General features: G+C 56.7%; 25 protein-coding genes. 6 read left to right on the forward strand and 19 right to left on the reverse strand.

The genetic code is table 11. From position 1 onward, the window contains the following. Positions 1 to 37: 37 nt before the first annotated feature. The 3 genes from QDI87_RS04245 to QDI87_RS04255 all read right to left on the reverse strand — a co-directional run bounded on the left by QDI87_RS04245 (position 38) and on the right by QDI87_RS04255 (position 1880). Positions 38 to 496, reverse strand: coding sequence for a DoxX family protein (locus QDI87_RS04245; RefSeq protein ID WP_278742322.1), 459 nt, complete (start codon positions 494 to 496; stop codon positions 38 to 40). Positions 497 to 752: 256 nt separating this feature from the next. Then, positions 753 to 1457, reverse strand: coding sequence for a hypothetical protein (locus tag QDI87_RS04250; protein WP_055160098.1), 705 nt, complete (start codon positions 1455 to 1457; stop codon positions 753 to 755). A gap of 36 nt (positions 1458 to 1493) precedes the next feature. Next, entirely contained in the window at positions 1494 to 1880 is a 387-nt protein-coding gene (locus tag QDI87_RS04255; RefSeq protein ID WP_278742325.1) for a hypothetical protein, read from the reverse strand. Positions 1881 to 2119: 239 nt separating this feature from the next. Between QDI87_RS04255 and QDI87_RS04260 the strand changes: the two genes are divergently transcribed. Continuing rightward, on the forward strand, positions 2120 to 2839 hold the full coding sequence (locus tag QDI87_RS04260) for a hypothetical protein (RefSeq protein ID WP_278742327.1): 720 nt from the start codon (positions 2120 to 2122) through the stop codon (positions 2837 to 2839). A 54-nt stretch (positions 2840 to 2893) separates the two neighbouring features. On the opposite strand, the gene QDI87_RS04265 is transcribed toward QDI87_RS04260, so the two are convergent. Continuing rightward, the gene (locus QDI87_RS04265) at positions 2894 to 3121 is read right to left on the reverse strand and encodes a hypothetical protein (RefSeq protein WP_255240523.1); all 228 of its coding nucleotides are present in this window, start codon (positions 3119 to 3121) and stop codon (positions 2894 to 2896) included. A gap of 11 nt (positions 3122 to 3132) precedes the next feature. Further along, positions 3133 to 4086, reverse strand: a complete 954-nt coding sequence (locus tag QDI87_RS04270) for a magnesium transporter CorA family protein (RefSeq protein WP_036373389.1) — start codon at positions 4084 to 4086, stop codon at positions 3133 to 3135. 319 nt (positions 4087 to 4405) lie between these two features. On the opposite strand from QDI87_RS04270, the gene QDI87_RS04275 reads away from it, so the two are divergent. Beyond that, positions 4406 to 4828 carry a PPC domain-containing DNA-binding protein gene (locus QDI87_RS04275; protein ID WP_055160090.1) on the forward strand — a complete coding sequence of 141 codons (423 nt, stop codon included), beginning with the start codon at positions 4406 to 4408 and terminating at the stop codon, positions 4826 to 4828. 35 nt (positions 4829 to 4863) lie between these two features. After that, positions 4864 to 5805 carry a ketopantoate reductase family protein gene (locus QDI87_RS04280; RefSeq protein WP_278742330.1) on the forward strand — a complete coding sequence of 314 codons (942 nt, stop codon included), beginning with the start codon at positions 4864 to 4866 and terminating at the stop codon, positions 5803 to 5805. 64 nt (positions 5806 to 5869) lie between these two features. Here QDI87_RS04280 and QDI87_RS04285 read toward each other — a convergent pair whose 3' ends face one another. From QDI87_RS04285 to QDI87_RS04305, 5 genes are all read right to left on the reverse strand, one after another. Continuing rightward, positions 5870 to 6976: a DUF362 domain-containing protein gene (locus tag QDI87_RS04285; protein WP_278742331.1), complete on the reverse strand. Its 1107-nt coding sequence runs from the start codon at positions 6974 to 6976 to the stop codon at positions 5870 to 5872. A 37-nt stretch (positions 6977 to 7013) separates the two neighbouring features. After that, positions 7014 to 7181: a flavodoxin gene (locus tag QDI87_RS04290; protein ID WP_081828368.1), complete on the reverse strand. Its 168-nt coding sequence runs from the start codon at positions 7179 to 7181 to the stop codon at positions 7014 to 7016. A gap of 61 nt (positions 7182 to 7242) precedes the next feature. Continuing rightward, the gene (locus tag QDI87_RS04295) at positions 7243 to 7701 is read right to left on the reverse strand and encodes a carboxymuconolactone decarboxylase family protein (RefSeq protein WP_081828369.1); all 459 of its coding nucleotides are present in this window, start codon (positions 7699 to 7701) and stop codon (positions 7243 to 7245) included. Between the two features lie 31 nt (positions 7702 to 7732). Continuing rightward, entirely contained in the window at positions 7733 to 8152 is a 420-nt protein-coding gene (locus QDI87_RS04300) for a cupin domain-containing protein (RefSeq protein ID WP_036373397.1), read from the reverse strand. Beyond that, complete coding sequence (locus QDI87_RS04305) at positions 8149 to 8358, reverse strand: hypothetical protein (RefSeq protein ID WP_036373401.1); 210 nt, start codon at positions 8356 to 8358, stop codon at positions 8149 to 8151. The genes QDI87_RS04300 and QDI87_RS04305 overlap by 4 nt, the downstream gene beginning before the upstream one ends. A 154-nt stretch (positions 8359 to 8512) precedes the next feature. Here QDI87_RS04305 and QDI87_RS04310 point away from each other — a divergent pair, with 154 nt between their 5' ends. Then, positions 8513 to 8713, forward strand: a complete 201-nt coding sequence (locus QDI87_RS04310; RefSeq protein WP_036373404.1) for a hypothetical protein — start codon at positions 8513 to 8515, stop codon at positions 8711 to 8713. Between the two features lie 70 nt (positions 8714 to 8783). On the opposite strand, the gene QDI87_RS04315 is transcribed toward QDI87_RS04310, so the two are convergent. Then, positions 8784 to 9908, reverse strand: coding sequence for an MBL fold metallo-hydrolase (locus tag QDI87_RS04315; RefSeq protein ID WP_036373407.1), 1125 nt, complete (start codon positions 9906 to 9908; stop codon positions 8784 to 8786). Positions 9909 to 10046: 138 nt separating this feature from the next. Between QDI87_RS04315 and QDI87_RS04320 the strand changes: the two genes are divergently transcribed. Beyond that, positions 10047 to 10925 carry a hypothetical protein gene (locus tag QDI87_RS04320; RefSeq protein WP_278742333.1) on the forward strand — a complete coding sequence of 293 codons (879 nt, stop codon included), beginning with the start codon at positions 10047 to 10049 and terminating at the stop codon, positions 10923 to 10925. 17 nt (positions 10926 to 10942) lie between these two features. Here the strand turns inward: QDI87_RS04320 and QDI87_RS04325 are convergent, their stop codons facing one another. The 8 genes from QDI87_RS04325 to uvrC form a co-directional block, all read right to left on the reverse strand. Then, on the reverse strand, positions 10943 to 12061 hold the full coding sequence (locus QDI87_RS04325; protein ID WP_148485425.1) for an alpha/beta hydrolase: 1119 nt from the start codon (positions 12059 to 12061) through the stop codon (positions 10943 to 10945). A gap of 160 nt (positions 12062 to 12221) precedes the next feature. Continuing rightward, positions 12222 to 12509: a hypothetical protein gene (locus QDI87_RS04330; protein ID WP_051652113.1), complete on the reverse strand. Its 288-nt coding sequence runs from the start codon at positions 12507 to 12509 to the stop codon at positions 12222 to 12224. A gap of 22 nt (positions 12510 to 12531) precedes the next feature. After that, on the reverse strand, positions 12532 to 13896 hold the full coding sequence (locus tag QDI87_RS04335; protein WP_255240517.1) for an MATE family efflux transporter: 1365 nt from the start codon (positions 13894 to 13896) through the stop codon (positions 12532 to 12534). Further along, positions 13865 to 14395 (reverse strand): tRNA adenosine(34) deaminase TadA, encoded by a 531-nt coding sequence (tadA, locus tag QDI87_RS04340; RefSeq protein WP_051652114.1) that lies wholly within the window; start codon positions 14393 to 14395, stop codon positions 13865 to 13867. Before tadA ends, QDI87_RS04335 begins: the two co-directional genes overlap by 32 nt. A 141-nt stretch (positions 14396 to 14536) precedes the next feature. After that, positions 14537 to 15505 (reverse strand): malate dehydrogenase, encoded by a 969-nt coding sequence (locus QDI87_RS04345; RefSeq protein ID WP_036373415.1) that lies wholly within the window; start codon positions 15503 to 15505, stop codon positions 14537 to 14539. A 317-nt stretch (positions 15506 to 15822) separates the two neighbouring features. Next, a complete protein-coding gene (locus tag QDI87_RS04350; RefSeq protein WP_036373418.1) occupies positions 15823 to 15987 on the reverse strand; it encodes a rubredoxin in 165 nt (54 codons plus the stop codon). A gap of 55 nt (positions 15988 to 16042) precedes the next feature. Beyond that, the gene (locus tag QDI87_RS04355) at positions 16043 to 16945 is read right to left on the reverse strand and encodes a PHP domain-containing protein (protein ID WP_036373421.1); all 903 of its coding nucleotides are present in this window, start codon (positions 16943 to 16945) and stop codon (positions 16043 to 16045) included. Positions 16946 to 16952: 7 nt separating this feature from the next. Next, positions 16953 to 18806, reverse strand: a complete 1854-nt coding sequence (gene uvrC, locus QDI87_RS04360) for an excinuclease ABC subunit UvrC (RefSeq protein WP_036373424.1) — start codon at positions 18804 to 18806, stop codon at positions 16953 to 16955. A gap of 185 nt (positions 18807 to 18991) precedes the next feature. On the opposite strand from uvrC, the gene accC reads away from it, so the two are divergent. Further along, on the forward strand, positions 18992 to 20359 hold the full coding sequence (accC, locus tag QDI87_RS04365; protein WP_036373427.1) for an acetyl-CoA carboxylase biotin carboxylase subunit: 1368 nt from the start codon (positions 18992 to 18994) through the stop codon (positions 20357 to 20359). Positions 20360 to 20393: the final 34 nt, after the last annotated feature.

The raw sequence follows: 20393 nt of genomic DNA on the forward strand, positions 1-20393 counted from the left end.
AGTTGAACCAAAACAGACAGGGCTTTCTTGCGGATATTCAGAAAGGATTGTGTTCTTCTTCACTGACTTCATTGCGAAGCAGGTGGTCGAGGCTGTAGCGGCCCGGACCGGCGAAGACGACGCCGAGGTAAAAGACACCTTCCTCAAAGGGGCGAGAGACCTGCAGGAGCGGTGCGCCGGAGGCAAGCTCGATGGAGGTCGCCATCATGAGGTTGCCGACGAGGAAGAGGGCCATCGGGCGGTAGAACAGGCCAAGCAGGATGAAGAGTCCGCCGAACGTCTCCGCCAGGCCGGAAAGCAGTCCGAAGAACGTCGGGAAGATATGGATGCCGAGTGCGCCCATCATCGAACCGAGTGCCGTCCACCCCTCAGGGCCGCTCAAGAGCTTCGGCACGCCATGCCAGATGAAGGCAATGCCGATCAAGATGCGGAAGACGAGCAAGCCGATGTTCTTCTTCGACGCGATGATGCTATTGATGTACTGCAATGATTTCATGGTGATCTCTCCTTGTTTCTATCACAATATCTAACGGATATTTATTATTTACTTATATGATATATTGAGTATGTGATAGGCACAAGAGCGATTTTTTCATTTACCAGGTATGAAATGCTTGCGTATTGTTGCAACACAAAGAAAAACAGCCCGGCGATACATCGCCAGGCTTATGAAAAGAAGAACATGCCCCGCCTGCTCGTATCATAGGGATGGAACAGGCGGGGCTCTCTGTCAAGAAGACAGCAACTTACTTTTACGCCGTCTCATCGGCCTGTTTCCTGCGCCGCATGTAGAGGAAACCGCCCGCGAGCAGCAAGGCCAGGACGATGATACCGACCGTCAGGGCGATGTGCGCCTGGTTGTAGATGCGGTAGCTCGCCTGCATCCTGACGTCTTTGCCCTCCGAGATGGTCTTCTTGAGGTTCCAGGTCAGGCTCTTGCCGTCACCAGCGACGCTGTCTGCATTCTGCGTCTCAGGCTTGACAGGCAGGTTCAGCGTGAAATTATACTGAACCTGGTCGAGCATGCCCTGTACCATCTTCTTGCTCTCGGGATCCTGCGCGCCCATGTCCGTCTCCTCGCCCTTGGCGAAGAGATCGAAGGTGTAGGCGTCGTAGAACCACGAACGCGTGACGGTGACGCCTGCATTGCGCCCTTCCACCGCCGTGAACATGTCGCCGCCCTTGGCTGCCAGCGTCTCGATGTCCGGATACGATACCGTGACCTCGTAGCCCGTCATGTCGCCGTCATTGACGTCTTTGACGACGGCATCGGGATTCTCCGCGACGAATTCATTCTTCGTGGCCTTCAGGGCCTCTGCGGCAAACATATTGCCGACCATGCGCGTCACCATCGTGCTGGAGCCGTCCTCCTTGATGGTCACGCTTTCTTCCGCTTTGATGCAGCCCGCTGCTGCCAGGGAAAAGACGATGAGCAGGACTAGGAATATCCGCTTCACGTTACTCACTTCCTCTCAAAACTCAACACCGCTCCGTCACTTATCCTTTGCCTGTTTCTCGAACAAGATGGTCATGCCCGAATAGTCCGTCTTGACTTTGCCAGTCTCCACCTTCACGAAGACCATCTCACCGGACGAATCCTTGATCTTGAAGCCATTCGCCGTCTCCTCCCAGTCGCCGTTGCCCTTTTCATCGCCGACGACAGCCTTGACATCGCCGTTCGGCTGGAGGTCCAGCGTGAACTCGCCGCCGACCGACTTGGCAACATTGACATTGATGCCGCCCATCGAGCCCGTCGTGGCCTTCCATACGCCGACGTATTCGCTGTTCTCGTACTTGTCCGACATGCAGCCAGCGAGCAGCAGGCAGAGCAGGCAGCCCGCCGTCAAGATGGGCATCATGCGCTTTGCGAATCTCTTCATGGCAATCTCTCCTTCCTTAAAGTCAAAATCCTTGAATCGCTTTCTCATTCGCTTTCAGTATACAATGGCGGAAGGCCCGACCGTACTGTACAAAATGACAGGTCAGCAAAAAAAATCAGGCCAGCATGAAAAACTGTCGCAGAAATATCCGACCGACCTGTCATTCCCGACAGGTCGGTCGGGTCGCCGATTGTCGTATACTAAGGATAGAGAGGATTCTGTGATGCGGAGGTGATGTCATGCTGAAGCGATTCCTGATGATGCTGCTCATCTGTGGATGCCTGCTGTATGCGCCGACAGCAAGGGCTTGTGAGGAAAGTCCGCTGCCTTACTGGATGGATTATCAGGCATTCCTGAGCGAGTACCGCTCTGCTATTGTCGAAGACCGTGATACGATAGGCGGCTGGCAACTGAGTGCCGCGGCCAAGGTGGCCGGTCCCGAGGGGACAGGCTACGCCTTCGTCTGGATGGACGAGGACGATGTGCCGGAACTCCTGATTGGAGATCTGGAGCGCTGGCATGTCTGGCAGGCCTACACCTGGAAGGACGGCAAGATCTACAATCTCTACCCGGAGGGCGATCCCGGCGGCGAGATGTGGATGACCGAAGGCAAGCTGCTCTACCTCGAGATCGCGACGATGAGCTGGAGCTATCACGCCTGGTCCGGCAAGCGCGCACACGCAACGGACCTGTCTTTTGCGGCGGCCTACACGCAGGACCTCGAGACGCACACGATCCGCGTCTACTGCGGCGAGCGCGATGAAGAAGGAGTTCCCATCTGGCACGAGATCCACACGGATGTCGAGAACGTCATCGCGATGATGCCGACGACGCGGATGCTCGAGCTCGACTGGCAGCGGCTCGCGGACCTGTCTGTCCCGGCTGACCATGAACACGATTTCAAGACGGGGCCGACCCGCTTCTACCGCGGCGAAAGGGACATCCCTGCCTACGAATGAAAAAAAGACACATGCAGCAATACACGATTGCAGCATGTGTCTTTTCTTCTCCGTTCAGCAGGAGCTCTCTCCCCAGACGGGGTGGCGGGCGGGCTTGAGGCTCCGCACGCGGATGAGGCGCAGGGCCTCGTGCATGTCGATGTCTTCGCGCATGCCGTCTGCTTCGTAGACGCAGACGGGATCCTTGACGCCGAGCTCGCTGCCCGGCATGTAGACGTATTCATGATTCACAGGATCGCCGTAGATGACGCCGACCCTGAGTTTCGATTCGGCAAGTACCATGGCTCTCCTCCTCAGAACATATCGCGGTGCCAGAGCACGTAGGCACTGACGATGCTGATGCTGAAGGCGATGCACATGACATAGAGGAAGCCGTGCGCATTTTCGGCGAACGGCACGGGCACATTCATGCCAAAGAAGCTCGAGACGACGGTCGGGATGGCCAGAATGATCGTCATCGCCGCCAAGAATTTCATGACAAGGTTCTGGTTGTTCGAGATGATTGACGAGAACGTGTCGGCGAGGCGCGCGAGGATCTTGCTGTACATCTCGACCATCTCCTTCGCCTGCTTGTTCTCGATGATGACATCCTCCAGGAGGTCCTCATCCTCCTCGTACGCCTTGAGAATAGGCGTCAGGCTCGTGTTGTTGCGCATGCGCAGCAGTTTGTCGAGCACGGCGCCGTTCGAGCGGATGGCCGCATTGAAGTACGTCAGGCCCTTCTGCAGCTCGAGGAGGCGCAGGATCTCGCTGTTCTTCATGTCGTGGCGCAGCTGGTCCTCGATCTCCTCCGACAGCTTCGAGATCTGGCGCAGATAGCGCAGGAAGTACGTCGCCGACTTGTAGAGGATCTGGAACAGGAAGCGCGTCTTCTTGTAGGTGCGGAAGAGGCGCGATGTGCGCTCGTTGAACTCCGTGATGACGGGCGTCTCCTCGAGGCAGACGGTGATGATGTACTCATCCGTCACAATGATGGCGAGCGGCAGGGCATCGTAGCTGTCCTCGCCGCGGAAGACCGGCACATTCGTCAGGACCATGACCGAGTTCTCCTCGACGTCCGTATGGGAGCGCTCCTCATCATCGAGTGCGGAGCGCAGGAAGTCGGGATCAACCTCGGTGAGATTGCTGACGACCTTGAGCTCGTACGGCGTCGGATCGACGATGTTGATCCAGGCGCCCTTCTCGAGCGTCTTGAGCGTCAATTCCTGCAGTGGGCCGCTCTCCAGGGATTTATAGATCTGCAGCATGGATAGAATCTCCTTTCCACGGGGAGACTCCTGCCCGCTGCGCTTAGCGGCAGGCCATGGAGATCACTCCCCCACTTGTATCACATCGTTTGGGATCTATCGCACTAGGGTGATCGTCCATGATCTCACCAGCCTTTCTTCTCTGTCACTTGATTCTCACAAGAAAAATGCAGCTGCCGCACGGGCAGCTTTTCCGAACTTCATTATATTACCAACGCCGCGATCTTGTCCAGCATCCGCGTGTAAAAAATGTGTTAAGCCGCGCAGAGAAGGATTTCACCTAAAAAAGGCGAATCCATCCAATGAAGGAGTGATTAAAATGGAGTACAAGAATATCGACAGCCAGCACATCCTCGTGCGGCTCGACCCGAACGACGAGATCGTCACCTCGCTGATGCAGGTCGCCAAGGAAGAGAAGATTGAGCTCGCCATGGTCCAGGGGCTCGGCGCCGTCAAGAAGGTCGTCATGGGCGTCTACAATGTGCCGGAGCAGCACTACAAGGCCAACACCCTCGAGGGCGCCTTCGAGATGCTCTCGCTGACGGGCACGATCGACACGATGGCGGGCAAGCCCTACAGCCACTTCCACATCGCCGTCGGCGACGAGCAGGGCGCAGCACACGGCGGCCACCTCAACGAGGCCATCATCAGCGCGACGGCCGAGATCGTCATCACAAAGCTCGCGGGCAGCGTCGACCGCCGCAAGAGCGAGGAGACGGGCCTGAACATCTGGAAGTTCTGATTTTCTCCCAAGGTCCGATCAGAAAGGAATCCCTCATGAATACCACAAATCTGAAATTCGCCATCTTTGGCGTCGGCGGCACGGGCGGCGTCATCGGCGGCTATCTCGCAAACGCCGGCAACGATGTGACGTTCCTAGCGCGCGGCGCGCACCTCGCCGCCATGCAAAAGGACGGCCTGACCATCCACACGAATCATCGCGGCGACATCCGCATCAAACCGTGCAAGGCGATGCTCGCAGACGATTACCATGACACACCCGATGTGCTCTTCATCTGTGTCAAGTATTACGGACTCGACGCTGCCATCGCGCTCACGCGCCGCATCGCGGGCCCTGACACGCTCGTCATCCCGATCCTCAATGTCTTCGGCACGGGCGCCGTCATGCAGGAAAAACTGCCCGGCAAGACGGTGCTCGACGGCTGCATCTACGTCTTTGCCAAGCGCGGAGGCCCCGGCATCATCGAGCAGCCGCAGGAAATCCTGCGCGTCTTCTACGGCTTCCGCCCGGGACAGTGTGACCGTCTCGCCCCGAAAGCTGCTGCGCTCGAGAACATCATGCGCGCGGCTGATATCCACGCCCATTTCACCGAAGACATCCAGCGCGATGCCCTGACGAAGTTCTCCTTCGTCTCACCGATGGGTGCGGCTGGCCTCTACTTCGGCGTGACGAGTGAGGCATTTGGGGAGAAACTGGAAGTCCGCGAGACCTTTATCGGCCTCATCAAAGAAGTCGAAGCCGTCGGCCACGCCATGGGCATCACCTTCGACCGCGACCTCGTCGCAACCGACCTGCGGCTCATGGACGCCTTCGCACCAGGGCTCACGACCTCGATGCAGCGCGACGTCGCCGCGGGCGGCCCGTCGGAATTTAAAGGTCTCGTCTCACGCATCGTCGAACTCGGCGAGAAGTATCACGTACCAACCCCGCTCTACCAGAAAATCAACGACTGGGGCAAAGCCCAGGGGCTTGCCTGAATCTAGATAAAAAAGCCCTGCTCCTTCCATAATATAAGGAACAGGGCTTTTTATTTCGCTAAAATTACGCTTTGAACGGCTTTACATTCTTCACGGCTTCGGCCAGCGTGATGGGCTTATCCCCATGGTCCACATCGAGAATGACATAGCGGTCGCAGCCCATGCCAAGTTCTTTCATATAGCTGAGCTGACGCAGGCCATGGCGGGTTTCCATGCGCTCGACGAGGTCGTGGCGGTATTTTTCCGGCAAAGCATAGACGAGGTCAACAGATGCTTGGTCGGCTGCGAGAATATCCGTCGAAGCGAGAATGCCGATATTCGGCGTGACGACCGGCTGAGCCGCCGTGCCTTCGCAGTCACATGAAACCGACATGTTGCGCAGCACGTTGATGTAGGCAATGTAGTCGCCAAAATGGTCAGCCGTTGCTTTCGCAGATTCAGAGATACGCTCCATGAGTTCTTCCTTGCCGATTCCCCACTGCGTACCCGTATCGCCGGTATGAATCATTTTCTTGCCGATGCGGCCGTCGGCGCAGCCAATGCCGATGTTCTTGTTGGAACCGCCGAAGCCGCCCATCGTATGGCCCTTAAAATGCGTAAGGACGAGCAGCGAGTCGTAATTCAGCATGTGCGAGCCCACAGACATTTCCGTGAACCATTTGCCGCCCTTGACCGGCAGCATAGACGTGCCCCCTTCATCCATGATATCGACCGGCGCAAAATCCCAGCCGTTGACAGCCAGCGTCTTGCGGTGCTCGGCCGTCGTATAGCGCGCGCCCTGATAATAGGTATTCGTTTCGACAATATTGGCTTTCGGCAGTTTCTCTGCTATAAGCGTCTTGACCCACGGACGCGGGATGATGTTCGGGCCGTGCGGCTCGCCCGTATGCAGCTTGATGCTGACTTTGCCCGTCATATTCTGCGCAATGGCATCGTACGCCTTGAGCAGGCCGGCCGCAGAAAGATCCCGCGTAAAATATACGACAGCCTCACCGCCCTGACGCTGGGAAGGTGCTACATAATGGTCGCCGCCCTCTGCCGCCTTCGGTGCTGCAGGAGCATCTGCCGTCTCTGCCAGTGAAGTCTTATCCTGCCAAAGACTGCCTGCTGCTGCCGTCGCCATCGCAATTCCGGCCATTTTTACAAAATTACGTCTTGTCATGCCTTTCATGATAGTATCCCCTTCCTAACGTATCAGTAAAATAAAGTTAAGCGGAAACAGACTTGGAAACGCTGACGCGGCTGCCTTTATTATGGTAGTCAAGGTCTGCCTCTGTATACTCAGGATCTGCCTCAATTTTCATGATATCAGCATTCTTGGCCTTTGCTAAGTCCTTAGCGACCTGTTCCGTACGGCCTGTATTCGAATAGTAAATACTGCCTCATAAATTTCTGCCCATCTGCTCGATCATATCGCCAAATGAGAAATGATGCAGCTTATTCTGCGTAAACTTCTTTGGCGTAACGGAACGCCGCCCACGCCTTGGGCCAGCCGCCGTAAAAGCCGACCTGCGTGATGATTTCAGCCATCTCGGCCTTCGTCACGCCATTTTTCTTGGCCTCACCGATATGGTATTTGAGCGAGCTATCCGTGATGCCCTGTGCGATAAGTGCTGAAACCGTCACGATGCTGCGGTCATGCAGCGAAAGCACATCATTTTTGCTCCAGACCTCGCCGAAAAGGATATCATCGTTATAGCGCGCAAAGTCCGGTGCAAAATCGCCGAGCTGGTTGCGTCCGGCCGTCTGCACGATTTTGACGGCCTTTTTCTGCGTTTCTGTTTTGCCATGATTCTGTTCCATTGCACTTGCCTCTTTCATCGAAAAACCACTGCCCAAAAGCATGATACCTGCCAGTAGGGCAGCCATGACTTTCATCTTGCCACTCTGTTTCATTTTATTTTTCTCCTTATTTTTCTCCCGGATTTCATGGCAGTGCATCATAGGCAGCCGAGTCTACGGGCTCGCACCATTCGTTGCTCGTCTCCTCGCCCGGTACCTCGATGGCCAGATGCTGGAACGCACTGTCTTTGGCTGCGCCATGCCAGTGCTTGACTTCCGGCGGGATGTTGACGACATCGCCGGCCTTGAGTTCTCTTGCCGGTTTTCCCCATTCCTGATACCAGCCGCGGCCGGCCGTGACCAAAAGGATCTGGCCGCCGCCCGATTCGGCATGGTGGATATGCCAATGATTGCGGCAGCCCGGTTCAAACGTTACATTGCCGACATAAACCTGCTGCAGCGAGAGTCCATTTAAATAACTCTTGCCATCAAAATACTGTGCGTAATTGACATTTTCCCCGCCGATGGCAAAGGGACTTGCCTGCTTGATTTCATCGAGTGTCATACGATCTCCCGTCCTTTCGAATGCTGTTCGAGTGTAAAAATCATATAATCGAGGCAGGAAAGTTTTTCCTGCTGCTGGTGCAGGGTCTCGACCAGATGGCGCCTGTGCCGTTTCAAGTAGCAGAGGCGCGCCTCATCGTCGGGCAGGGCATCGTACTCTGCCTGGCATTCAGGCGTGCAGCCAGCGTCAAGGAGTTCATCATGCATGTCTTTCGCTCCTTTCCTCTCCTGATGCTTTTATCATAGCAGGACATAATTGTAATGTGAAATGCTTATGTCTTAGGATATGTTATATGTTTTGCGTATCAAAATCATTGTAAAAAAATCACCTGCCCGGTAAAATAAAAGCAGATGATACTCGATGAGATTTACGCGTACCAGCCGCAGCACGCTTCTGACCGAGGACGGCATGCACCTTCGGCAGCGCGCGGAGGAAATTCTCGCGCTCGGCCTCATCGATTTCGCGCTGATGATTGAGCCGTTCCCACTTGAAGATTATCATTATATCCGCCTGCCCGAGCCTATTCCTATTGGCATCGTGACACGCGATGACAGCAAATAGGCTAAAAAAAGCTGCTGGCTGTATCATATATGGACGCAACCAGCTGCTTCCCAGTGTCTTTTACAGTTTCTTATGCCGTCTGCCACCAGGGCGAGAAGCTCTGCTTCTGGTCAAGCAGCACGAGGGCGCCGATTTCCGGGGTCAGGAGCTGATAAGATTTATCCTGGCTCGCCGCCTGCAGCCTTGCCATCGGCTCCTGCCACGGATGGCGGGCCAGCGCGAATTTGCTGTTATGCGTGGGGATGACAAATTTTGCCCCGACATCTTCACAGGCCTGCGCCGTTTCCTCGGGCAGCATGTGGATGTGATGCCATGCGAGGTTGTACTGGCCGTTTTCAGCGAGCACGCAGTCAAAGCCGCCGAACTTCTTGCCAATGACCTTAAAATGCGCGCCATAGCCGCCATCGCCCGTGTAATAAAGGCTGCGCTTTGGCGTGATGAAGGCCATGCCGCACCAGAGCGTGGGATTCTGCTTGAGGAAACGGCCCGAAAAATGCTGCGACGGCAGGATATGGACGGAGAGCGTAGCCGAAAGCTTGATTTCCGTATCCCAGTCTTCTTCGTGGATGCTGTCTTTCGCAAAGCCCCACTGCTCAAAATAGGCGCCGACGCCGAGCGGGCAGACGACGTGATGAACCCTTGACTTCAGGGCCATGACCGTCGGATAGTCGAGGTGGTCCCAATGGTCGTGGCTCATGGCAAGCACATCGATTTCCGGGAAATCCTCGGCCGTATAGACATTCGAGCCTGCAAACGCGCGGTTGATAAACCACAATGGCGAAGCGTAGCTGCTGAACACGGGGTCGATGAGAATGCGGCAGCCGCCGAGCTGCACGAAAAAGCTCGAATGGCCAAGCCAGACCACGGCATCCTGCTCGCGCGGCAGAGCCAGAAGATTCGCCTTCTCTGTCGGCAGGGGATGAGCGGGCACCAGGCCTTTCTTATCACCAAACAGAAATTTCCACGTGGCTACGAAGCGGTTTTCATGCCCGCCCTCGTCTTCCGACATGACGGGCACAGGTACGAGGTTCTCAAAATGGTCCCCATGGTAATGCGGCGAGGCCTGCATGCGTTTTAAGCGGTCACCTGACGGCAGCTCTCCAAACTTTGGCCGATGCACATAAGAATAAACGCCGCCCGCAGCCGCTGCGCCGAGCAGCCCCAGACCGGCTAAAATAAATTCACGTCTTGTCATCGTTTGCTTCCTCTCTCATTCGATAGAATGGTATTGAGAACAATTATACCGCATTTTTCTTCCTGCGCCAACAAAAACGGTAAAAAGTCACGCCGTATGTAGAAAAATTCATTTTACAAATTGAAAGGATGCTGCCACTTGCTTTATCATATCCTGCACAAAAAAATAAATTTCTCTCTGCTGCTGGCCGTCTGTCTGATACTAATAAATGCACCAGCCATCGCTGCGGCTGCAGTTTCTGAGGAACCTGCCTGGCGGCTCGATGCGGCCATCGGCAGTGACGAGCCGATTCATTTCCGCCGCGATGCAGATCTTAAAATTGCGGGCGGCGGGCAGCCGACAAAAGAAGTCCTCGCCCATCTGCCCGCACTTCTTGGCGTCTCGCCCGATATGCCAATCTGGGATATCGACCTGCGGCAGGAATCCCACGGCTTTCTCAATCATGCGGCCGTGAGCTGGCATGGCCCGCAGAATGCGGCGAATCGCGGCCTTGCCGCAACAGAAGTCGAACAAGACGAAACGGCCCGCCTGCAGAGGGCTCTTGGACACGTTGTCCAAGCCCTGCCGATGGGCCGTTATGATGAAGAACACATCAAGGATTCTTTTGATGAACCGGTTCAAAGCTGGTCGACGGAACGCGAACTGGCGCGCAGAGCCGGGCTCGGCTACAAGCGCTTTGCCGCGACCGACATGGAATGGCCGGCACCTGCCGTCATCGATGATTTCGTCGACTTTTACCGCAGCCTGTCAAAGCATCACGGCTGGCTCTTCTTCCACTGCCAGGCCGGACAGGGGCGCACGACGACCTTCATGGTACTCTATGAGCTGCTGGAACATCCATCCGTCACAGCAGATGAGGCAATTACGCATCAGCGCAGCCTAGGCGGCGCCGACCTTTCAAGCGGGCCGCGTTATCATGGCCTGCAGCTTTTCGCCCATTATGTCAAAGAAAACTGTGCGTCAAATTTTCAGCAAACATGGAGCCAGTGGCTGGCTGCCCGACAAAATTCTTACTAACAAATTTTCTCATCTCATCATTTCAGATACTTCTGGAAGAATGACGTGATTTTGTCAAACGGGATTTTTTCCATATTGTCGTAAAGATCCGTATGGTTGGCACCGGGGATAATCATCAGCTCTTTGTTATCGCCTTTGAGCTTCTTGAAGGCATCCTCACCGAAGTAGCGCGAATGCGCTTTTTCTCCGTGGATGACCAGTACGGCACTTTCGATTTCATCAGCATAGGTAAGCAGCGGCATATTCATGAACGAAAGAGCATTCGTCAGATTCCAGCCCTCGTTGGAATTCAGGGAACGCGGATGATAGCCGCGCTTCGTCTTGTAATAAGCGTAGTAATCCTTGACGAACTGCGGGGCATCGGCCGGCAGCGGGTCGACGACACCGCCCGCCCGCTTGTACGTGCCCGTGCGGTAGTCCTCGGTGCGCTGAGCATTGAGTGCCCTGCGGTTTGCCATGCGCTCTTTCTTGATGGTCTCTGCGTCCTTATCGTAATCGAAGTAGCCATTGGCCATGACACGGCTCATATCATACATGGTCGAAACCACCGTAGCCTTGATGCGCGTATCCATGGCCGCCGCATTGAGAGCCATGCCGCCCCAGCCGCAGATGCCGAGAATGCCGATGCGGTCCGGGTCGACATCTTTTTCATTGGACAGGAAATCGACGGCTGCCGAAAAATCCTCGGTGTTGATATCAGGAGATGCCACATTGCGCACACCGTTCACGCCGCCGCTCTCGCCCGTAAACGAGGGATCAAAGGCAATCGTCAGGAAACCGCGTTTCGCCAGTTCCTGTGCATAAAGCCCTGAAGACTGTTCCTTAACCGCGCCGAAAGGTCCGCTGACCGCAACGGCCGCGAGTTTGCCTGTAATTTTTTTCGGCTCATAGAGGTCGGCGGCAAGTTCAATGCCGTAACGGTTGTGAAACGTCACTTTGCGATGGTTGACATCCCTGCTTTCCGGAAAAACTTTATCCCATTCTGTTGTCAGTTTCAAATTGCTCTCCCCCTGTACTTTCGTGTCTGCGACAGCCTGCTGTGTCTGCACGTTCGTCTGTGCCTTATCCGTCTGGGCGGCGGCTTCTGCCGTCATGCCCACTGTGCCTAAAGCCATGGTCACGCCTAACGTGGCCATAACCAACATCCTTTTCATGTATTTTTTCTTTTGCATCAAAAACACCTCTCATCGTGTAAGCAAATCGTCATTTTGTTCCTTGAACTGATTTAATTATACAATGAGAGGTGTTTTATTACCAATACTTGGTATTTATCCCTTTTCATGCTCAGTAAGCATATTATTCGCGAGTGCCGAAAATTTCGTCCAAACGGGCACGTACGACGCCGGCAGCCCGCGAAAATGTCTGCCCTTCCTTCCAAATCAAGTAATTATGAGAGTACAAGGCCGGCTGCAGCGGACGAAACGTCAGCTCCGGATGATGCGCTTCGTCGGTGGCAACTATACCGGCAAACGAAAGCATCAGTCCCAGACGCTGTTCGGCCAAAAAAGCTGCGTTATACGCCAGATTGCAAGTCGAACGGATGGAGAGATCGCTGGTATCACAGCCCAACCAATGATTGAACATTCCCCATATCTGCTTTCTGCTCTCAAAGACGCAGCGCTAACGGCTTAATGTGTTTGCGGTAGAAGGCGTAAATGCCGATGAGCAGTACGGCTGTGATGACCCAGCTCAGAGGATATGAAATCATGATGTTCGTGAACGTCGGTTTGGCGGCAAACGCCGTATAAATCCACGCGATGCGCACGCCGCAGATGGTCACGAGCATTAAAAGAGCCGGCGGCAGCGAGTAGCCGTAGCCGCGCAGGGCCCCCGAGAGAATCTCGATAAAGACACAGAGAAAATAAAAGCCGATGATGTAGAAAATGCGGATACGGCCAATCTCGATGACAGCGGGGTTATCATTGAACAAGGCCAGAAGCTCGTTCGCAAACAGGCAGGCCAGCGCGGAAAGCACGACGGTCACGAGCATCGTCACGCTGAAGCCCGTTTTTGTGGCTTTGCGGCAGCGCGCAAGATTGCCCGCGCCGTAGTTCTGACTCACGAACGTCGTCACGGCCTGGCCGAAGGCGATGAGCAGCACGTAAATGTTGATTTCGATGGTGAACGCCGCCGTCGAAGCTGCCATGACGACCGTACCAAGGCTGTTGATGGCCGCCTGAATGACGAGATTCGACAGGGCAAACACCATGCCCTGAATGCCTGCAGGCAAGCCGATGCGCAGGATTTCCTTCGCGTACGACTTTTCCATGCGGATGGCGCCGGGTTCGAGCCGGATGATGCCGTGTTCATGGCAGAGCGCATGATAAAGCATCCAGGCACTCAGATAATTAGACAGCGCCGTCGCCGCAGCCACGCCGCCCACGCCCCAGTCGAAAACGAGCACGGTCACGAGGTTCAGCACGATGTTGAGGCCGCTCGCTGCGGCCAAGGCTTTGAGCGGTGTCCACGTATTGCCGCGGCTTCGATAGATGGCTGACTCGAAGTTATAGAGCCCGATGGCCGGCATGCCGAGGAAGTAGATGCGCAGATAGAGCTCTGCAGCCGGCATGACGGAATCCGGCACGGCCAGAAGCTCGAGCATGGGTCTTGCGATGAGCTCACCGAGGACGGCCACGAAAATGCCTAGGAGCAGTGCCAAAAGAAAAGACGTATGGACGGCCCGTATCGTCTCTTTTAAGTCATGCGCACCGATGAAGCGTGCGATGACGACGTTGGCACCGAGCGAGATACCGATAAAGAGATTGACGAGCAGGCTGATAATCGGCGCGTTGTTGCCGACGGCCGCGAGGGCATCCGTGCCGACGAATTGACCGAGCACCAGCGTATCCGCCGTATTGAAGAGCTGCTGCAGCACGCCCGTGAGCGCGAGCGGCAGGGCAAAGATAACCATCGGCCCCGCCATCGAACCGTGCAGCATATCAACCGTCATCTTCTTCTGAACATCCATCATCTGCCGCCTCCTTCTGCTTTTTCAGCTTCTTGAGTGCCTTTTGCTGCTCGCGCCGCATCTTGAAGAAGCGCTTCATGATGCCCGCACATTCTTCCTGCAGCACGCCGGCCGTGATTTCCGGACGGTGATTGAGCGTTGGATTGCCCGGGATATTGAACACCGATTCACAGGCCCCGGCCCTCGCGTCCGTACTGCCGTAGACGACGCGGTCGACGCGGCTCATGACAATGGCACCGGCACACATCGGGCACGGCTCGATCGTCACGTAGAGCGTGAGTCCCGAGAGGCGCCAGCGTTCCTGCTTCGCGCAGGCCTCGCGTATCGCGATCATCTCGGCGTGCGCCGTCGCATCGTGCCAGACCTCGCGCATGTTGTGGCCGCGCGCGACGACCTCGCCCTCGCTGTCGACGAGCACGGCGCCAATCGGCACCTCCTCGAGGTCATACGCCTTCTGCGCCTCCTCGAGCGCCAGCCTCATGTAGTAGGCATCATCGTGCATCAAACATCCCCCTGTTCTTCTCACCAATTCATTCTCAATACGAACATCATAGCGCAGCCCGCCCTCCACCGTCAACTGGACACAAAAAAGCTCCTGCCGAAGCAGGAGCTTTCTTTATGCGATTGCAATTGCAGGAGGCAATTATTTGAGGGCATCGCCGAGTTTTGCGTTCGTGTTGCGAGCAGCCTGAACGCTCTCTTCGAATTTAGCCTTCTCGTCGCCATCGAGCTTGATCTCGACGATCTTCTCGAGGCCGTTCTTGCCGAGGATGCACGGTACGCCGATGCAGAGGTCCTTCTCGCCATACTCGCCTTCGAGGTAGACGCAGCACGGGATGAGCTTCTTGGCATCGAGGGCGATGGCTTCAACCATCGTAGCAGCTGCAGCGCCCGGTGCAATCCAAGCGGACGTGCCAAGGAGCTTCGTCAGCGTAGCGCCGCCGACCTTCGTCTGAGCGACAACGTCGTCGAGTGCTTCCTTGCTCAGGAGCTGCGTTACAGGGATGCCGCGCAGCGTTGCATAGCTGACGAGCGGAACCATCGTCTTGTCGCTGTGGCCGCCGATGACCATGCCATCAACGTCAGCCGGCGTAGCCGGATAGCCAGCCTTCGTCAGAGCCTGTGCGAGGAAATAACGGAAACGGCTGCTGTCGAGCATGCCGCCCTGGCCGAGGATGCGGTTGCGCGGAAGCTTCGTGTCCTTGAGCGTCAGGAACGTCATAGCATCCATCGGGTTGGAGATGATGATGAAGTAAGCATTCGGGGAATACTTGAGGGCCTGGTCAACAACGCTCTTGACGATCTTAGCGTTGACGCCGATGAGATCCTCACGGCTCATGCCCGGTTTGCGCGGCATACCAGACGTGACAACGACAACATCAGAACCAGCCGTCGGAGCATAACCTTCCGGATCGTTCGGCAGAGCCGTAACGCCCGTTACCGTCGTGTCAAAGTTCAGCATGTGAGCCGTCTGCATGATATCCATGGCCTTGCCCTGCGGAACGCCTTCCTTGATATCAACAAGAACAACCTCGCTGCAGAACTTCTTCGTAGCAAGAACGTTTGCGACCGTTGCACCAACATTACCTGCACCAACAACTGTTACCTTCATAATAAATTGCCTCCTTATAGTTTGAAAGCGACATTCTGAGCAACCTGTCAGAAACCGCCTTCGGAATGCCAACAAAGTATGCATCAGACTTATGATTCATTACGTGTAAATTATAGCAAAGTAACATCAAAAAATCAATGCATTCTGTGTACATTTTATTGCGGCATTAGCATAATTTATTCATGACGTGTGATTCCAATCGGTCATGAATGGCTGAAAGACGCGCCGCATAAGGGAATGATGCAAAAAAGGGGAGAGAAACCACCCGGTCTCCCTCCCCTTGCGCATGCCTGCTTCACGACACGGCAGCACGGCCATCAGGACTGCTGTTCTTCGAACATGTCCTTGCCGACGCCGCAGAGCGGGCAGACGAAATCATCCGGCAGATCCGCAAACGGAACGCCCGGTGCGAGATCGTAATCCGGATCGCCCTTTGCCTCGTCGTAAATCCAGCCACAGACCGTGCAAACCCAAACTTTCATCAGAAAAGCCTCCTTTTGACTTTTGATTCCATACACTAAATACTTCTACAGGTCTTTAATTCGCGATGCTCCCGCCATTCTCCTGCTTGCCATCGCGAAATTTTTTGCAGGAAAGAATGATTTTCGTGTAGACCTCGTAGGGAATGGCCATATTGCCCGCGATGCCGTGGCCCATCTCGATCTGCGGGCGGTTGCTGCCGTGGAAGTCTGTGCCGCCTGTCGTGAGCAGATGGTACTTCTCAATCATGTGCGCGGCAAAGTCAGAATCCTCCTGCGTGTAGTTCGGATACCAGCGCTCCATGCCGTCGAGCCCCATCGCGTGCAGGCGCGCGATGGCCGCTTCCTGCTCGGCGCGCGAGAGGCCCTTGAGGCCGATCTTCTTGTGGAAGTGTGCGAGAGATGTCACGCCGCCTGCCTCGTGGATGACGGGCAGTGCCTCCTCCACCGGCATATTCTGGTCGAGGCCGAGCTCTCTGACCGCCGGATCGAGGTAGTGATCCCAGAGCGGCTGCGCCCTGTCGTAGAGGTGCAGCGAGACGAGGTAGCGCATGATGGCGTAGCGGTCGAGCACCTTGCCATAGGCGAACGGGCGGACTTTCTCCAAGGAGATGTCGATGCCCTTGGCGCGCACGTAGTCGATAATCTCAGGGATTTTCCCCTCCTTGACGCGGCGGATCTCGGCGTAGAGCTGGCGGAAGCTCGGATGGTCCGCATCAAAGCCCAGGCAGACAATGTGGAGCTTGCGATCCATGAAGTCGGCCGTGAGCTCCATGCCGTTCAGGAAATCCAGCCCCTGCTCCCTGGCGGCGGCAGCGGCCTCCTCATTGCCCGCGATGTTGTCGTGGTCTGTCAGCGCGAAGGCTGAGAGACCCACTTCTCTGGCGTGGACGGCCAGGTCGTGCGGCGAATAGCTGCCGTCCGAGACAAGAGAGTGGACGTGCAGATCGATGATGTTCATAATTTCTTTATTCCTTTCCATTGGCGCCATCTGCATGATAGCGCGTCATATCACGCTGTGCCTGAAAAAAATGATAGACTGCCTCGGCCGCGGGGCGGTTCATGCCCGGCGCCTGCTGCAGTTCCTCAACGCTCGCCTCGCGGATGCGCGCAATCGTGCCGAAGTGGCTGCGCAGCGCCTGGCGCCGTTTCGGGCCGATGCCGACAATGTGGTCGAGGATGGAGACGAGATTGCGCTTGCCGCGCAATTTGCGGTGGTACGTGATGGCGAAACGGTGCGCCTCGTCGCGGATGCGCTCGATGAGGTAGAGCGCCTGGCTGTGGCGCGGCAAGACGACAGGCTCGCTCTCGCCCTCCGTGAAGACGAGCTCGAACTGCTTGGCGAGGCCGACGACAGGCACATCCTTGTGACCGCCCGCGCCGCGGATGATCTCGAGGGCTGAAGAGAGCTGTCCCTTGCCGCCGTCGATGACGATGAGGTCTGGCAATTCTTCCTCGGGCAGTCCAACATAGCGGCGCGTCGTGACCTCGCGCATTGAAAGGAAGTCGTCGGGCTTGCCCTCTGTGCTCTGGATCTTGAAGCGGCGGTAGTCCGACTTCTTGGGAAGACCGCCCTCGAAGACGACCATCGAGGCGACAGTCTCCGACCCCTGGATGTGCGAGATATCGAAGCACTCCATGCGGTAGGGCATCTTCTTGAGCCCGAGATAGCGGCCGAGCTCGCGCACGGCACCCATCGTCTTCTCGTCAGCCTGCTTGATGCGCGCGGCTTCATCCGAGAGGTACTTCTCGGCATTGCTCTCGGCCATCGCGACGATGTCGCGCTTCGTGCCGCGCTGCGGCACGAGGAGCTGCACCTTATTGCCGTGCTTCTTCTCGGTCAGCCAGCTCTCGAGGAGCGCCCGCTCCTCCTCTGCGATGGCCAGCGGCAGCAGGACCTCGCGCGGCACGAAGGCCGCCCGATGATAGTACTGCGAGAGGAACGCCGCGAGGATGTCGGCGTCGCTCTCCTCCTCGCTGCCCTGCAAGAGGAAGTGCTCGCGCCCGATCATCTTGCCCGCGCGGATGAAGAAGACCTGGACACAGACGCCGATCTCCGAGCGCGCGATGCCGATTGCGTCCTGATCGCCCGCACCCGTGACGATATTCTGTTTCTCGGCGATCTTCTGCACGGCGCGAAGCTGGTCCCGCAGGCGCGCCGCCGTCTCGAAGTGGAAGGCCGCGGCCGCCTGCTCCATGCGGAACTTCAATTCGCGCTCCACATCCTCCGTGCGCCCTTCGAGGAAGAGCAGGACGGCGCGGATCATCGCCGCGTAGTCCTCCTTCGTGACCTTGCCGACGCACGGCGCGAGGCAGCGCTTGATGTGGTACTCCAGACAGGGCCGGTCCTGCAGGTGGCGGCAGGTGCGCAGCGGGAAGAGGCGGCGCAGGAGCTTCAAGCTCTGGTGCACGGCCGTGACGTCCGTATAGGGGCCGAAGTAGCGCGAGCCGTCCTTCGTCACGCGGTGCGTCAGGAAGACGCGCGGGTACTCCTCCTGCACCGTGACCTTGACGTACGGGTAGCTCTTGTCGTCCTTGAGGCTGATGTTGTAGTGCGGGCGATGCTTCTTGATGAGGTTGCACTCGAGGATCAGCGCCTCGACTTCTGAGTGCGTCATGATGATCTCAAAATCCGCGATGTGCGAGACCATTGCCTTGACCTTCGGCGAGTGGTTCTTGTTGTGCTGGAAGTACTGGCGCACGCGGTTCTTGAGGACGACCGCCTTGCCGACGTAGATGATGCGGCCCGACGCGTCCTTCATGATGTAGACGCCGGGGCTGTCCGGCAGCAGCTTGAGTTTCTCTGCGACAATGTCCGTCAATCGCTCACGACCTTTCTTAAACTGCATGGTTGAAATTCATTCCATTATACCGCAAATCCCACGGGGATTCCATGAGGGAATATTGCATTTCCGCGGTGCATGTGATAAAATCAAGGCAGATTTGGAATTAGCAGCTGGTTATAATATCTGCTATCGTAATACTGTGATTCAGGAGGGATTTTCCCATGTTCAAACGCGTTCTGATCGCCAACCGCGGCGAGATTGCCGTGCGCATCATCCGCGCCTGCGAGGAGCTCGACATCGAGACGGTCGCCATCTTCTCGGAAGCAGACGAGAATGCACTTCACGTACAGCTGGCCGACCACGCCGTCTGCGTCGGCGGCGCCGATGCCACAGACAGCTACTTAAACAAGGACTCGATCCTGCGCGCAGCGCTCGAGACGGGCGCTGACGCCATCCACCCGGGCTACGGCTTCCTCTCGGAGGATGCAGACTTCGCCCAGCAGGTCACCGAGCACGGCATCACCTGGATCGGACCGATGCCGGAGACGATCCGCCTCGTCGGCGACAAAGACGTCGCCCGCGCCTCCATGCAGCCGTCCGGCATCCCGATGGCCAAGGGCAGCGAGCCGCTCAAGAACAACAAAGAGGCTGTCAAGGCGGCCAAGGAAGTCGGCTACCCCGTCATCCTCAAGCCGGTCTCGGGCGGTGGCGGCAAGGGCATGTATGTCGCACACGATGAGGACGAGCTCAAGGACATCCTCGACACACTCGTCGACCTCAAGAAGATCAACTACTACTTCGAGCACTACATCGAGCGTTCGCGCCACATCGAAGTCCAGATTGTCGCCGACAACTACGGCGAGGTCATCCACCTCGGCGAGCGCGAGTGCTCCATCCAGCGCCGCAACCAGAAGCTCCTCGAGGAGTCGCCGTCGATCGCGCTGACGCACGAGATGCGCAAGCAGGTCGGCACGCTGGCCGTCAAGGCCGCCAAGAGCGTCCACTACTCCAACGTCGGCACGGTCGAGTTCCTCCTGGACCTCAAGGACAACCAGTTCTACTTCATGGAGATCAACCCGCGTATCCAGGTCGAGCACGGCGTCACGGAAGAAGTCACGGGCATCGACATCGTGCGCACGCAGATCCGCATCGCTGCCGGCGAGCCGCTCGACATCACGCAGGCCGACGTCCACTTCCAGGGCCATGCCATCGAGTGCCGCATCAACGCCGAGGACCCGGACAACAACTTCATGCCGTCGCCGGGCCAGATCACGTTCCTGCACGAGCCGAGCGGCCCGCGCGTCCGCTTCGATTCAGGCGTGACGGCTGGCCTCTCGATCGAGCCGTACTACGACTCGATGATCGCGAAGCTCATCGTCCACGGCCGCACGCGCGGCGACGCCATCAAGATCATGCAGCGCGCGCTCAAGGAGTTCCGCATCGACGGTGTCAAGACGACAATCTCCCTGCACCAGAAGATCCTCAGCGACAGCTACTTCCGCACAGGCAACATCGATACGCAGTTCATCAAGAAGCGCATCGCCACCTACGAAGCACAGAAGGGCAACGGCAAGAACTACTTTGCCTGAGCCATGCCCCATAAAAAAAGGAGCCCCAAAGGGG

The organism is Mitsuokella jalaludinii, assembly GCF_928722185.1.
Classification (GTDB): Bacteria; Bacillota; Negativicutes; order Selenomonadales; family Selenomonadaceae; genus Mitsuokella; species Mitsuokella jalaludinii.